The organism is Streptomyces sp. SudanB25_2051 (genome assembly GCF_964272635.1).
In the GTDB taxonomy this organism is placed as follows: Bacteria; Actinomycetota; Actinomycetes; order Streptomycetales; family Streptomycetaceae; genus Streptomyces.
Genome location: NZ_OZ186787.1, coordinates 1,294,673 through 1,308,534, shown reverse-complemented (window position 1 = coordinate 1,308,534; position 13,862 = coordinate 1,294,673). Strand labels below are relative to the sequence as shown.

Sequence of the window (13,862 nt, the reverse complement as noted above, 5' to 3'; positions counted from 1 at the left end):
CCATGCGGTACCGCACTCTCGCGCACACCACCGTCAGCGCCGTCGGCCTCGGCGCCATGCCGCTGTCCATCGAGCACCGCCCGGACGAGAAGCGCGCCGTCGCCACCGTCCACGCCGCCCTGGACGCCGGGGTCACGCTCATCGACACCGCCGACAGCTACCACTGGCACGCGGGCGAGACCGGCCACAACGAACGGCTCATCGCCCGCGCCCTGGCCCGCTACGGCGGCGACACCTCCCGCGTCCTCGTCGCCACCAAGGGGGGCCGGGGCCGCCCCGGCGACGGCAGCTGGACCGTCACCGCGACCCCGGCCCACCTCAAGCGCGCCGCCGAGGCGTCCCTGAGGCGCCTGGGCGGCGACGCCATCGGCCTCTACCAGCTGCACAAGCCGGATCCGGCCGTCCCCTGGGCGGAGTCCGTGGGCGCGCTGCGCGAGCTGCTCGACCGCGGCACCATCCGCGCCGCCGGGATCTCCAACGTCACCACCGGCCAGATCCGCGAGGCCCACGCGATCCTCGGCGACGGCCTCGTCTCCGTGCAGAACCGGTACTCCCCGGCGGTCCGCGACAGCGAGCCCGAACTGCGGCTCTGCACACGGCTCGGGCTGGCGTTCCTGCCGTGGAGCCCGCTGGGCGGCATCTCCCGCAGCTCCCTCGACGGGCCCCTCGGCCCGAGCGCGGGGCGCACCGCCTTCCACCGCGTCGCGGCCGCACGCGGAGTCAGCCCGCAGCAGATCGCCCTGGCCTGGCTGCTGAGCCGCTCCCCGGCGGTGATCCCGATACCGGGCGCCAGCCGCCCGGAGTCGGTCCGGGACTCCGCCGGGGCGGCCGGGATCGAGCTGAGCGCGGCCGAACAGGCGCTGCTGGAGGCCCCGCTGCCCGCCTGAGGCGCCACGCCCGGTCGCCCGCCGACCCGGACGCCCCGTCGCCCGCCGGCCCGGACGCCGCGCCCGTACGGGCTCGGCCGGCGCCCCCGCCCCCGACGGCCCGCGCCTACGCCCAGGCGTGCCCGGCCGCCGCCAGCGCCGCGTCCACGTCCGCCTCGCGGCCCAGGCTCCGCAGCGCGGCGCCCAGGGCCGCCAGGGACGCCCGTACGGCCTCCGGGGCGGCCGACGGCCCGTAGTGGTTGACGCGCACCATCTCGCGCGCCAGCGCGCCGCCGCCCGCCGCCAGCGGCGCCGACGGGTCCACCGCGAGGGCCTTCGCCACCAGTTCCGCCGCGTCGACCCCGCCCGTCGTCCGCAGCGTCGTCGCGACCGGCGCCGCCTCGGCCGCCTCGTACACGTACGGCTCCAGGCCGCCGCCCAGCGCCGCCGCACCCGCCCGCGTCGCGGCCTTGGCCGCCGCGTGCCGCGCCATCAGCACCGGCAGGCCGCCCTCCGCGTCCATCCGCTCCAGGCACGCCTCCAGCGCCAGCATCTCCAGCTGCGCCGGGGCGTGCGGCAGCGCACGCCGGCCCGTGTCGATCCAGCGCTCCTTCCAGTCGAGGAGCGACAGGTACGAGCGGCGCGGCGCCTTCGGGTTGGCGGCGAACCGCTCCCACGCCCGGCCGCTCACCGACACCGCCGACACCCCGGCGGGGCCGCCGAGCGCCTTCTGCGCGCCGATCACGCACAGGTCGACGCCCCACGCGTCGGGCAGCAGCGGCTCGGCGCCCACCGAGGCCACGGCGTCCAGGTAGAACAGGGCGCCGTGCGCGCGGACGACCTCGCCGATCTCCGCGACCGGGTTGGTGTTGCCGGTGGCCGCCTCGGCGTGGACCAGCGACACGAAGTCGGTCTCCGGGTGCGCGGCGAGCGTCCGCTCCACGTCCTTGGCGGTCACCGCCGTGTGGAACGGCACCTCCAGGTCGATCACGTGCGCCCCGCAGTCGCGCAGCCAGTCGCCGAAGGTCTGGCCGTACGGACCCGTGACGATGTTCAGCGCGGTCGAGCCGGGCCGCGCGCCGCTGCGGATGCAGCCCTCCAGCGGCAGCAGCGCCTCGCCCTGGGCGATCACCACGTCGTGCTCGGTGGCCAGGAGGGCGGCCACGCGCCGCTCGATGGCGGCGAAGCGGTCGGCGGTCAGCGGGGGCAGGTCCAGGAGGGGGTGGGGGTGGGTCACGTCGGCTGCTCTCTTCACGTCTCGTCGGCGCCCCCTCTGTTCGGATGGGCCACGGGGCGCCCCGCCGAGGGTACCCAGCCCCTCGTACAGTGCAGGACATGAGCGATCGCATGGTGGTACTGCATGTGAAGGGGCGGGTGCTCGTCGGCCCGGAGGACGTACGCGACGAACTGTGGGTCGTGGACGGCAAGGTCACCTACACCGAGCCGTCCGGCCCCCTCGCGGCCGACGTCCGCACGGTGACCGGCTGGGCGCTGCCCGGCCTGGTGGACGCGCACTGCCATGTCGGCATCGACGCGCACGGCGCCGTCGACGCGGCGACCAGCGAGCGGCAGGCGCTGACCGACCGCGACGCGGGCGCGCTGCTGCTGCGCGACGCCGGGTCCGCCGCCGACACGCGGTGGATCGACGACCGCGACGACCTGCCGAAGATCATCCGCGCGGGGCGGCACATCGCCCGCACCCGCCGCTACATCCGCAACTACGCGCACGAGATCGAGCCCGCCGACCTCGTCGCGTACGTGGCGCGCGAGGCGAAGCGCGGCGACGGCTGGGTGAAGCTCGTCGGCGACTGGATCGACCGGGAGGCGGGCGACCTGACCGCCTGCTGGCCGCGGGCCGAGGTCGAGGCGGCCATCGCGGAGGCCCACCGGCTGGGCGCCCGCGTCACGGCGCACTGCTTCGCGGAGGAGTCGCTGCGCGACCTGGTGGAGGCGGGCATCGACTGCGTGGAGCACGCCACGGGCCTCACCGAGGACACGATCCCGCTGTTCGCGGAGCGCGGTGTGGCGATCGTGCCGACGCTGGTGAACATCGCGACGTTCCCCAAGCTCGCCGCCGGGGGAGAGGCGAAGTTCCCGCGCTGGGCGGACCACATGCGGCGGCTGCACGAGCGGCGGTACGACACCGTCCGCGCCGCGTACGACGCGGGCATCCCCGTCTTCGTCGGCACCGACGCGGGCGGCTCCCTCCCGCACGGACTGGTCGCCGCCGAGGTCGCCGAGCTGGTGAAGGCCGGCATCCCGCCGCTGGACGCGCTGTCCGCGACCACCTGGGGTGCCCGCGCCTGGCTGGGGCGCCCCGCCCTGGAGGAGGGCGCCCCGGCGGACCTGGTCGTCTACGACGAGGACCCGCGCGCCGACGTCCGCGTCCTGGCGGCGCCCCGGCGGGTGATCGTCAACGGCCGCGTGGTCGTCTGAGCCGTACGCCGGGGAACCGGGCGGCGGGCGGGCGGCTCAGCCGCGGGAGAGGAACGCCAGCCGCGCCCGCTTCTCCACCAGGTGGACCTCCGGGAGCACGACCTCCGGGAGGACCACCTCCGGGCCCAGCTCGAAGCCGCTGCGCGCCATCAGCGCGACGGCCTTCTCGTTCGCCGCGTCCGGCTCCACCACGATCCGCTCGTGGGTGCTCAGGCAGTACGCGACGAGCGTCCGCAGCAGGTGGCCGGTGAAGCCGGGCTCGGGCGCGTCGGCGGGCGCCAGCAGCAGGTGCACGCCGATGTCGCCGGGCCGCACCTCGTAGCACTCGGACACCCGGTCCGCCCCGGGGTCGTACGTCTGGAACAGCGCGACCGGCACACCGTCGCGCAGCACCAGGTACGCGTGGTGCGTGGTCAGCGTGTCCATGTGGGCGTAGATGTCCCGGACGTCCTCCACGCTCGCGTCCCGCATGCCCCAGAAGCGGGCGCGGTCCTCGCTCACCCAGGAGTGCAGCAGCGGAGCGTCGGCGTCCGGGTCGAGCGGGACGACGCGGACGGTGCCGAAGCCGTCCACGGCCTGCTCGTACACGGCGGTCCTGGAGGCGGCGCCGGAGGCGTGGGCGGCGGTGTCGGGGGTCATGCGGGGTGCTCCTTGCTGAGCCGGTTCCAGTCGGTGATCACGGGGGCGAGCTCGCCGCGCAGCCACAGCGGCAGCTGGTCGCGCCGGTGCGGGTCGCCGGGCACACCCGACGCGCCCAGCGGCACGATCCACAGGCTGTCCTCGCGGCGGGCCAGGTCCCACACGTAGCGGGCGGCCGGGCCGCGCGCGCTGCGGTCGGTGACGCCGGGCACGCTCGACGTGGACAGCACGCAGTCGTGGTCGCCGTCCAGTCCGGGCCACGACGCGTCGTCCTCGTCGGGCAGCGCCGCCCAGGGGGCGAGCCGGTGGGTGGCGCCCCAGGGCTCCTCGGGGGGCGCGGCGGCGACCTCCTCCAGCGCGTCCCGCACGGCGCCGGCCCGGTCGGCGGGCGGCACGGGCCCCGAGGTGAGCAGGGTCTCCAGGGCGTAGGCGACCCGCGCGACGGGCGCCATCCAGGGCGCGAACAGCGCGGGGTACGCCGGGAGTTGCGCGAGCGGCGCGAACACCGGGTGCGCGGCGATCCGCCGGACGACCCCGGACCGCACGGCGGCGTACAGCGCGGCGTCCACGCTGTCGGCGGCCATGCGACGGTTCCAGCACAGCAGCCGGTCGCGCAGGGCGGAGGCCTCCGGCGAGAGCCCGTCCAGGCGGGAGGCGAGCGCCAGCAGCGGGCGGGCCGAGGCGAGCCGCGTGTCGGTGTGCACCGCCGCCATGCCGGGCGCCGTCCACTCCTTCGACGCCTCCAGCAGCCTGGTGATCCGCTCGGCCCGGTGCGGCGGGGCGAACTCGACGCCCAGCGGCCCCGCCAGCCCCCGCTCGTTGGCCATGACGGCGATCCCGTCCACGGCGGCGCGGGGGAGCGGCTCGTACCGTCCCCGCCACGCGTGCGCGGGGTCCCACGCGGGCACGATCCGCAGCATGTTGTCCCGCGGCCGTACGGGGACGTGCCCGGCGACCCGGTGGAGGGTGCCGCCCTCGGTGTCGGCGGCCTGCACCACGTTGACCGGCTCCACCCAGCGGTCGAAGGCCCGGTCCACGTCGGCGACGGTCCGCGCGGCGAGCAGCGCGGGCAGCGCCGCGAAGCCCAGCTCGCCCGTGACGCGCGGCGGGTAGCGCAGGCTGAGCGCGCCGCCCTCGCCGTCGTCGGGGACGATGACCGGACCGCGGTCGGTCTCCACGACCTCGACGGCGACCGGGTCCGCGCCCTTCACCTCGATCGTCTCGGTGTGGGCGCGGGCGGGCCGCCACCCGTCCGGGCCGAGCGCCTCGGGGGTGCCGTCGGGGCCGCGGCGCAGGCGTTCGCGGTAGACGTCCTGGTAGTCGGCCATGGCGTTGGTGATGGCCCAGGCGGCGGTGCCGGTGTGGCCGAAGTGCGCCAGTCCGGGGACGCCGGGCACGGCGAGGCCCACCACGTCGTACTCGGGGCAGGCGAGGCGTATCTGCTGGTAGACGCCGGGCGCCTCGATGAAGCGGTGCGGGTCGCCCGCGATGAGGGCGGCGCCGGTGGCGGTCCTGCCGCCGTCGACCAGCCAGCCGTTGCTGCCGGAGGTGCCCGGGCCGTCCGTCGCGAACAGCTCGATCGCGTCGTCGCCGAGCGTGCGGGCCACGTGCTCGCGCCACAGCTTGGTCGGGAAGCCGGCGAAGAGGATGTGGGTGGAGAGCCAGACACCGAGCGGCACCCACGGCTCCCAGACGCCGGGCGTCAGGCCCGTGTCGGCGAACTCGCGGCTGCGGCGGGCGCCTTCGTCCAGGCCCGCGTTGACCCCGTCCGTGTACGCGGTGACCCAGGCGCGGGTGTCGGCGTCCAGCCGGTCGAGGCAGCGCCGCGCGGTGTCGGCGAGCCGCACGCGCCGCGCGAAGACGTCCCACTCGACGGCGTCCGGGCCGAGGAACGCGGCCGTGGTGCCCTGGGCGCGGTGCCGTTCGACCTCCAGCTGCCACGCCCGGTCGCGGGCCGTGACCCGGCCCTGCGCGTAGGCGAGTTCACGCGGATCGTCGGCGCGCAGATGCGGGATGCCCCAGGGGTCCCGGTAGACCTCGATGCTCACTCTTGTCCTGATCTCTTTAGGTAAGGCTGCCCTAACTTAAGCTACGCCCGCAGGAGAAGCAATCCGGGGCCCCGGTGATTCGAATGCGCGACCGGTAACTCCCCTTTGGGGTGAACTCACGTCAGGTGCCGGTCCGTTCACGCTCCGTGCGCCAGGATTCCGGTGTCCCGGCTCGCCACCGCACACATGTCCCCGTGTGCGGGTGTTCGGCGCGCCTTGTCCTTCCGTGGGGGTCCCACCACCGTGAACAGCGCCACCGTCCGCACCGCATCCGGCGTCCGCACCGCATCCGGCGTCCGCACCGCATCCGGAGTCCGCACCGCATCCGGAGTCCGCGCCGCATCCGGAGCCCGTACCACCTATAGGGCCCGTACCGCCGCGGCCCTCGCCGCGACCGCCGCAGCGGCCCTCACCGCCGGCCCGGCGCCCGCCGCCCACGCCGCGCCCGCGTCCGCACCGGCCGCCTCCGTACCCGCCGCCGTGAAGCCCGCCTCCGCGCCGGCCGCGCGCCCGCCCGCCGCGCCGGCCGCTCCGACCGCGCACGCCGCCGTCCTGCGGACCGATCTGGACGTCTCCCTCCTCGACGGCGGCGTCCGCCTCCCCGTGGACGCCGTCCTCAACGAGGTCCGGGCCCCCGCGGCGGCCGACAAAACCGCCCTGACCGTCCGGCTCGACGGCGTCGACCAGGGCAGGCCCGTCCAGCTGCTGCGCGCCGACGTGGCGTCCGCCGAGGCCGCCGCCGACGCCGCACGCGCGGAGGGTTCCGCGCGGCTGGCCAAGGCGCGGGTGCACCTGCCCGGCCTGCCCCTGCTGTCCGTCGTCGAGGTGGACCAGGTGTCGGCCCGCGCGCTGTGCGCGGCCGGCGCCCCGCCGGCCGCCGAGGCGAACCTGCTCGGCGGCGTGACCGTCCTCGGCAAGCGCGTCACGCTCACTCCGGGCGAGTCCAGCACGGTCGCGGTGCCCGGCGTCGGCAGGGTCGTCCTGGACCTGTCGCACCGCACCACCACGTCCACGACGGCCGCCGCCACCGCCCTGAGGCTCACGGTCGCGGTCAACCCGCTGAACCTGAACGTCGCCGAGGTGCGGGGCACGGTCACCCTGGCCGAGGCGGGCTGCTCGGCGCCCGAGGGGTCCACGGCGTCCCCGGCGCCCGCGCCCGCCACGTCATCGGCGGCGCCCGCGCCGGACCCGTCCACCGCGGCCCCGGACCCGTCCCCGGCCGGCGGGACGGCCCCGCGCACGCCCGGGGCGAACCTCGCCGAGACGGGCGCCGACTCGCGCGCCCCCTACCTCGCGGGCGGCGCGGTGGCCCTGCTCGCCGCGGGCGCGGCCGCCCTGAGGCTCACCCGCGGGCGCCGCGCCTGACATCCGAGGCCCCTGGAGGCCCGGCGTCCTGACGCCCCGTGGTACGCCCGACGCTTCCGAAGGCCCGGCGTCCTGACGTCCCGTCGGCCCCGGCCGCGCCCGCCACGGGCCCGGCCGGGGAACGGCACCCGCGCCCACCCCGTACACACGCGTGCCGGGGCACGCTACGCGCGCGTGCCGGGGCCGTACGCGCGCGTGCGGGGGCCGTACGCGCGCGTGCCGGGGCCGTACGCCGCCGACACCCCGAAAGGCCCGTCGGCGCCCCCGCACGCGCCGCTACGACCGTCCGGGGCGGGAGCAGCTCGCCATCACCAGGGCCTGGTCCAGGGCCTGGAGGAACCGATTCGTCGTGGCCCGGTCGCGCACCGCCAGGCGCAGCCACTGCGGCCCCAGCCCCGGGAACGTGTCACCGCGCCGCGCGGCGAACCCCAGCGACCGCAGCCGTTCCCGTACGACGTCCGCGCCCTCCACCCGGATCAGGACGAACGGCCCCTCCGCGGCCTCCACGGCCCGCACCTCGTCGAACTCGGCGAGCCCGGCGAGCAGATGGGCCCGCTCCACGGCCACCCGCCGCGCGGCCTCCTCGGCCTCCGCCAGCGCCTCACGCGACACGCACGCCTCAGCCGCCACCAGCGCGGGCGTCGACACCGGCCACAGCGGCTGGGTCCGCTCCAGCGCCGCCACCGTGTCCGGCGCGGCCAGCACGTACCCGATCCGCAGCCCCGCGAGCCCCCATGTCTTCGTCAGGCTCCGCAGCACCACGAGGCCCGGCACATCCGTGCGCCCGGCCAGCGCCTCGCGCTCGCCCGGCACCGCGTCCATGAACGCCTCGTCCACGACCAGCGTCCGCCCCGGACGCGCCAGCGACGCGATCGTCTCGGCCGGGTGCAGCACGGACGTGGGGTTCGTCGGGTTGCCGATGACCACCAGGTCCGCGTCGTCCGGGACCCGCGAGGGGTCCAGCCGGAAGCCGTCCTCCTCGCGCAGCAGCACCCGCCGCACCTGGTGCCCCGCGTCCCGCAGCGCGGCCTCGGGCTCCGTGAACTGCGGATGCACCACGACCGGCCGCCGCACCGGCAGCGCCCGCGCCAGCAGCACGAACGCCTCGGCGGCGCCCGCCGTCAGCAGCACCCGCCGCGCCGGCAGCCCGTGCCGCTCCGCGACCGCCGCGCGGGCCGCCCGGCCGTCCGGGTAGGCGGCGAGCCCCGAGAGGGACTCCACGAGCCGCTCGCGCAGCCACTCGGGCGGGGTGTTCGTCCGGACGTTGACCGCGAGGTCGGTCAGCTTCTCGTCGCGGACCTCCACATCGCCGTGGTGGCGCAGGTCGTACGCGTCCGAGTCGCGGGGGCCGGGGAAGGGTCTGTCGCTGTCTGTGTGGGTAAACATGGCCGCCAGCCGGGGTGGGGGACAGTGGGGGGTGTCACGGCGGGCCGACGGCGTCGGCGGCCCACCGCGTGGCGTGCTCGGGCCGGACGGGGGATCCGGCACGGGGATCAGCGGTTCGACACGGTGCCCGTAACTCGAACACCGCGTCCCCACGGTGGTACCCCGGCGCCTCGGAGGGCAACCGCCCCTCCCCGTACGCCACCGCGACCGCGCAGGTCACACGCGCCGCACCGGAAGCGGGCTTCCGCTTGGGTACGAGGAGTTCACTGCCCGTCAGCCCGGACCCGCCGCCCCACGCGGCACCGTCCACCGCGACCGCGGCCCCCACCGGAACCACGCCCTCCGCCGGCGGCGCGGCCCCCACCGGAACCGCGTCCTCCGCCGGCGGCGCGTCCTCCACCGGAACCGCGTCCTCCGCCGGCGGCGCGTCCACCGGAACCGCGGCCTCCGCGCCTCCGGGCGCCGCCCCGGTCCCCGCGGCGGCCATCGCCGCCGCCTCCGCCAGCGCCGCGGCCTCGGCGACCGAGGGCGTACCGGCCGCGGCCAGCGCGGCGCCCGACGGATGCGGCACCCGCACGCGGGCCAGCACGTCCGCGGGGTGGGCGCGCAGGGGCACACCGAGGCGTGCCGCGGCCTCCACGAGACCCGGCTCGTCCGCCTTCGCGGCCACCGTCGCCAACGCCACCACCTCCTCGGGCCCCCGCCCCGCCTCCCGCACCACCGCCGCGACCAGGTCGCACACCTCGCGCGCGCTCACCCCGCGCCGGGCGCCGACCCCGACCACCAGTCTCACGGCCGGCAGTGCGCCACGAACCGCCGCGCCACATCGGGCAGCGCCGCCCAGTGGGTGTGCACATAGCTGGCGTGCACCCCGCCCACGACGAAGCCCTCCACGCGCCGCTCCGGCTGCCGCAGCCCCCACGCCGGGCTCGCCCCGGCGCCGGGCTCGATCACCGTACGGTGGAACTCGTGGCCGCGCAGCCGCGTCCCGGCCGCTGAGACGGGGCTGTCGCTCACCGCGACCGCGTCCCGGTAGCCCAGCGTCAGCCGCTCCGACATCCGCGCGTCCGCGTCCAGCACCCCGCACATCGGCCGGCCGTCCAGCGAACGCGCCAGGTACAGCAGGCCCGCGCACTCCGCCGCCACCGGGGCGCCCGACCGCGCCAGCGCGGCCACCGCGTCCCGCAGCGCCTCGTTCGCCGACAGCTCGGGCGCGTACACCTCGGGGAACCCGCCGCCGACGACGAGCCCGCGCGTGCCCTCCGGCAGCTTCTCGTCCCGCAGCGGGTCGAACGCCACCACATCGGCGCCGGCCGCCGTCAGCAGCTCGGCGTGCTCGGCGTACGAGAACGTGAACGCCGCCCCGCCCGCCACCGCCACCACCGGCCGCTCCCCGGCACCGAAGCCACCGGCACCGGCCGCCCCGGCGTCCGGCAGCCCTGTGCCGGCCAGGCCCTGGCCGAAGGCCCCGGCCAGCGCCGCCTCCGCCGACCACGCGTCGCCGCCCAGCGGCGGCGCCGAACGGGCCAGCGCCAGCAGCGCGTCCAGGTCGCAGCCCTCGCGCACCTGCTCCGCCTGCGCCCGTACGGCGTCCACCGCCTCCGCACGCCGCTCGGCCACCGGCACCAGGCCCAGGTGCCGCGACGGCGTCGAGACGGCGGGCGCCCGCCGCAGCACGCCCAGCACGGGCACCCCCGACTCGCCCAGCGCCTCCCGCAGCAGATGCTCGTGCCGGTCGGTGGCGACCTTGTTCAGGATCACCCCGCCGATCCGCACCTCCGGGTCCCAGGACGCGAACCCGTGCACCAGCGCCGCCACCGAGCGGGACTGCGACGACGCGTCCACGACCAGCACCACCGGCGCCCGCAGCAACTTCGCCACCTGCGCCGTCGACGCCAGCTCGCCCTGGTCGGCGGCGCCGTCGTACAGCCCCATGACCCCCTCGACCACGGCCAGGTCGCAGCCGCGGGCGCCGTGCGCGAACAGCGGCGCCACCAGATCCGTACCGCACATGAACGCGTCGAGGTTGCGGCCGGGGCGGCCCGTCGCCAGCGCGTGGTACCCCGGATCGATGTAGTCCGGGCCCACCTTGTGCGGCGACACCGCCAGACCACGGCCGGCGAACGCGGCCATCAGACCGGTCGCGACCGTGGTCTTGCCCGCGCCGGACGACGGCGCGGCGATGACGAGACGTGCTACCACTCGATACCCCGCTGGCCCTTCTGACCGGCGTCCATCGGGTGCTTCACCTTGGACATGTCGGTGACCAGGTCCGCGAAGTCCATCAGCTCCTGCGGGGCGTTGCGGCCCGTGATGACCACGTGCTGCTGCCCCGGCCGGCCGCGCAGCACCTCGATCACCTCGGCCGTGTCGATCCAGCCCCAGTGCAGCAGATAGGCGAACTCGTCCAGCACGTAGAAGCGGTACGTCTCCGCCGCCAGGTCCCGCTTGACCTGCTCCCAGCCCTGCCGGGCCTTCTCCTCGTGCGACAGCTCGCCCTCGGCCGGCTCGCGCTGGATCCACGACCAGCCCTCGCCCATCTTGTGCCAGGTGACGGGTCCGCCCTTGCCGGTCTCGCCGAGCGCCTTGAGGGCGTTCTCCTCACCGACCTTCCACTTCGCGGACTTGACGAACTGGAACACCCCGACCGGCCAGCCCTGGTTCCAGGCGCGCAGCGCCATCCCGAAGGCGGCCGTGGACTTGCCCTTGCCCACACCCGTGTGGACCATCACCAGCGGGCGGTTGCGGCGCTGGCGGGTCGTGAGACCGTCGTCCGGAACGACGGTCGGCTGTCCCTGCGGCATTAAGCGGCCCTCCTCGTAGTACGAACATCCTTGACCAGCCCGGCGATCGCGTCCGCGCGCAGCTCGTCCAGCGTCACGGCCGTACCGCCCAGTCCCTGTGCGAGCTCCGCCGCGAGTCCGAGCCGCACGGGCCCGGTCTCGCAGTCCACGACGACCGCCGCGGTGCCCTCCGCCGCGTGCAGCCCCGCCGCGCGCGCGGCGAGCCCCAGCGGCTCCGGGCCCCCGGTCGCCCGCCCGTCCGTCACCACGACGAGCAGGGGACGCCGCGCCGGATCGCGCAGCCGCTCCGCGCGCAGCACGTCGTGCGCCTTCAACAGGCCCGCCGCCAGCGGCGTACGGCCGCCGGTCGGCAGCCGCTCCAGCCGGGCGGCGGCCGCGTCCACCGACGAGGTGGGCGGCAGCACCAGCTCCGCGTCCCGCCCCCGGAACGTCACCAGACCGACCTTGTCCCGCCGCTGGTACGCGTCCAGCAGCAGCGACAGCACGGCGCCCTTCACCGCGCCCATCCGCTGCCGCGCCGCCATCGACCCCGACGCGTCCACCACGAACAGCACCAGGTTCCCCTCGCGCCCCTCCCGCACCGCCTGGCGCAGGTCGTCGCGGTGGACGACGAGACCGGTGCCCGTCCGGCCGCGCGCCCGCTGGTGCGGGGCCGCCGCCTGCACGGTCGCCGCCAGGTGCAGCTTCGTCAGCGCCCCGCGGGGCCGCCGCGCCCCGGTGGTGCGCCCGTGCTCGGTGCGCGCGCGGGAGCGGCGCCCGGCGGCGCCGTCACCGATGCCGGGGACGGTGAGCACCTTCGTACGGAACGGTTCGGCGGACGCGACCGGCGACTGCTCGCGCGCCGGCCCCGTGCCGGGCGCGGGCGCGGGGCCCGCACCGGGGGACGGCTCGGCCTCCGGGCGGTCGCCGGACGGCTCACTCCCGGCGGACTCCGCCTCGGGGCCGGGCGCCTGCGGGGGCACGCCCCCGCCGCCGGGTCCGCCGCCGTCCCCGTCGGGGCCGCCGTCGGGGCCGCCGTCGTCCGGGCCGTCGCCGGGGTCCTGCGGGTCCGGCTCCGGCTCGTCGCCGCCGCCGAACTCCTCCAGCGTCCGGTCGAGCTTCTCCTCGTCCAGGCCGGGCGCGTCGAAGGGGGAGCGCCGCCGCCGGTGCGGCAGCGCCAGCAGCGCGGCCTGCCGCACGTCGTCCGCGGTCACGTCGGTCCGCCCGGCCCACGCGGCCAGCGCCGTCGCCGTACGGGCCATCACGATGTCCGCGCGCATGCCGTCCACCTCGAACGCCGCGCACGTCGCGGAGATCTGCCGCAGCACACCGTCCCCGAGCCGCACCTGCGGGAGCAGCGCCCGCGCGGCCACGATCCGGTCGCGCAGCGCGGCCTCCTCGTCCGCCCAGCGGGCCGCGAACCCGGCCGGGTCCTCGTCGTACGCCAGGCGCCGCCGCACCACCTCGACCCGCTGCTCGGGGTCGCGCGACGCGGCCACCTCCACGGTGAGGCCGAACCGGTCCAGCAACTGGGGCCGCAGCTCGCCCTCTTCCGGGTTCATCGTCCCGACCAGCAGGAACCGCGCCGCGTGCCGTACGGAGACGCCCTCGCGCTCCACGTGCGACGCGCCCATGGCGGCGGCGTCCAGCAGGAGGTCGACGAGGTGGTCGTGCAGCAGGTTGACCTCGTCGACGTAGAGGATGCCCCGGTGCGCCCGCGCGAGCAGGCCCGGCTCGAACGCCTTCACGCCGTCGGCGAGGGCCCGTTCGATGTCGAGCGCCCCGACGAGGCGGTCCTCGGACGCGCCGACGGGCAGTTCGACCAGCGGCGTGGGGCGCGAGACGCCCGGCGCGGACTCGTGCGGCCCGTCCGGGCAGTCCGGGTCGGGCGCGTCGGGCGCGCACGAGAAGCGGCAGCCGGGCACGACGTCCATGGCGGGCAGCAGCGCCGCGAGGGAGCGCACCAGCGTGGACTTGGCGGTGCCCTTCTCACCCCGGACGAGCACCCCGCCGATGCGCGGCGATACGGCGGTGAGCACCAGGCTCAGCCGCATGTCGTCCATGCCGACGACGGCGGTGAACGGGTAGGGAACCGAGGCCATTAACGGGCACCCCTTTCGAGGGAACAGCTGCGAGTGGGCACGTCTGCCTGGCTGGGGACGAACCGGCCGGGGACGCACCGGCCGCGGGAGGAAGGACCGGCGGCGGAGGCGCCGGGGGCGAAGGCGCCGGGGGCGGCAGGACCGGTGGCCGTCGGGCCGGCGGCGCCGCGGCCGGACCGCGGGCGCCCCGCCGCGGGACGGCCGGCGACCGGGCGGCGGCCCGGCTCCTGGCGGCCG

General features: G+C 77.0%; 11 protein-coding genes. 3 read left to right on the top strand and 8 right to left on the bottom strand.

All coding sequences use genetic code 11. The features are described 5' to 3' along the window. Window positions 1-2: 2 nt before the first annotated feature. Window positions 3-887, top strand: coding sequence for an aldo/keto reductase (locus ACSUPT_RS05795; protein ID WP_399217456.1), 885 nt, complete (start codon window positions 3-5; stop codon window positions 885-887). 106 nt (window positions 888-993) lie between these two features. Here ACSUPT_RS05795 and ACSUPT_RS05790 read toward each other — a convergent pair whose 3' ends face one another. Further along, window positions 994-2,103, bottom strand: a complete 1,110-nt coding sequence (locus tag ACSUPT_RS05790) for a pyridoxal-phosphate-dependent aminotransferase family protein (RefSeq protein WP_436943594.1) — start codon at window positions 2,101-2,103, stop codon at window positions 994-996. Between the two features lie 98 nt (window positions 2,104-2,201). Between ACSUPT_RS05790 and ACSUPT_RS05785 the strand changes: the two genes are divergently transcribed. Next, a complete protein-coding gene (locus ACSUPT_RS05785) occupies window positions 2,202-3,302 on the top strand; it encodes an amidohydrolase family protein (protein WP_351965465.1) in 1,101 nt (366 codons plus the stop codon). A gap of 36 nt (window positions 3,303-3,338) precedes the next feature. Here ACSUPT_RS05785 and ACSUPT_RS05780 read toward each other — a convergent pair whose 3' ends face one another. Both ACSUPT_RS05780 and ACSUPT_RS05775 read right to left on the bottom strand, forming a co-directional pair. Next, window positions 3,339-3,941: a GNAT family N-acetyltransferase gene (locus ACSUPT_RS05780; RefSeq protein WP_361658015.1), complete on the bottom strand. Its 603-nt coding sequence runs from the start codon at window positions 3,939-3,941 to the stop codon at window positions 3,339-3,341. Then, window positions 3,938-5,989 carry a penicillin acylase family protein gene (locus ACSUPT_RS05775; protein WP_436943592.1) on the bottom strand — a complete coding sequence of 684 codons (2,052 nt, stop codon included), beginning with the start codon at window positions 5,987-5,989 and terminating at the stop codon, window positions 3,938-3,940. The genes ACSUPT_RS05780 and ACSUPT_RS05775 overlap by 4 nt, the downstream gene beginning before the upstream one ends. A 243-nt stretch (window positions 5,990-6,232) precedes the next feature. Between ACSUPT_RS05775 and ACSUPT_RS05770 the strand changes: the two genes are divergently transcribed. Further along, the gene (locus ACSUPT_RS05770) at window positions 6,233-7,354 is read left to right on the top strand and encodes an SCO1860 family LAETG-anchored protein (RefSeq protein WP_436943590.1); all 1,122 of its coding nucleotides are present in this window, start codon (window positions 6,233-6,235) and stop codon (window positions 7,352-7,354) included. A 276-nt stretch (window positions 7,355-7,630) separates the two neighbouring features. On the opposite strand, the gene cobC is transcribed toward ACSUPT_RS05770, so the two are convergent. From cobC to ACSUPT_RS05745, 5 genes are read right to left on the bottom strand one after another with little or no spacing between them, the layout of a single operon-like run. Then, entirely contained in the window at window positions 7,631-8,740 is a 1,110-nt protein-coding gene (gene cobC / locus ACSUPT_RS05765) for an Rv2231c family pyridoxal phosphate-dependent protein CobC (RefSeq protein WP_404142188.1), read from the bottom strand. Between the two features lie 34 nt (window positions 8,741-8,774). Then, on the bottom strand, window positions 8,775-9,533 hold the full coding sequence (locus tag ACSUPT_RS05760; RefSeq protein WP_436943589.1) for a cobalamin biosynthesis protein: 759 nt from the start codon (window positions 9,531-9,533) through the stop codon (window positions 8,775-8,777). Continuing rightward, complete coding sequence (locus ACSUPT_RS05755) at window positions 9,530-10,942, bottom strand: cobyrinate a,c-diamide synthase (protein WP_351965469.1); 1,413 nt, start codon at window positions 10,940-10,942, stop codon at window positions 9,530-9,532. The genes ACSUPT_RS05760 and ACSUPT_RS05755 overlap by 4 nt, the downstream gene beginning before the upstream one ends. Beyond that, window positions 10,936-11,544, bottom strand: coding sequence for a cob(I)yrinic acid a,c-diamide adenosyltransferase (cobO, locus tag ACSUPT_RS05750; RefSeq protein ID WP_351965470.1), 609 nt, complete (start codon window positions 11,542-11,544; stop codon window positions 10,936-10,938). Before cobO ends, ACSUPT_RS05755 begins: the two co-directional genes overlap by 7 nt. Beyond that, entirely contained in the window at window positions 11,544-13,625 is a 2,082-nt protein-coding gene (locus tag ACSUPT_RS05745) for a putative cobaltochelatase (protein WP_436943587.1), read from the bottom strand. Before ACSUPT_RS05745 ends, cobO begins: the two co-directional genes overlap by 1 nt. Window positions 13,626-13,862: the final 237 nt, after the last annotated feature.

Bases quoted from the DNA above. Each gene is read 5' to 3' on its own strand.
- ACSUPT_RS05795 (WP_399217456.1), top strand. From the start codon at position 3: ATGCGGTACCGCACTCTCGCGCACACCACCGTCAGCGCCGTCGGCCTC.
- ACSUPT_RS05785 (WP_351965465.1), top strand. From the start codon at position 2,202: ATGAGCGATCGCATGGTGGTACTGCATGTGAAGGGGCGGGTGCTCGTC.
- ACSUPT_RS05780 (WP_361658015.1), bottom strand. From the start codon at position 3,941: ATGACCCCCGACACCGCCGCCCACGCCTCCGGCGCCGCCTCCAGGACC.
- cobC (WP_404142188.1), bottom strand. From the start codon at position 8,740: ATGTTTACCCACACAGACAGCGACAGACCCTTCCCCGGCCCCCGCGAC.
- cobO (WP_351965470.1), bottom strand. From the start codon at position 11,544: ATGCCGCAGGGACAGCCGACCGTCGTTCCGGACGACGGTCTCACGACC.
- ACSUPT_RS05745 (WP_436943587.1), bottom strand. From the start codon at position 13,625: ATGGCCTCGGTTCCCTACCCGTTCACCGCCGTCGTCGGCATGGACGAC.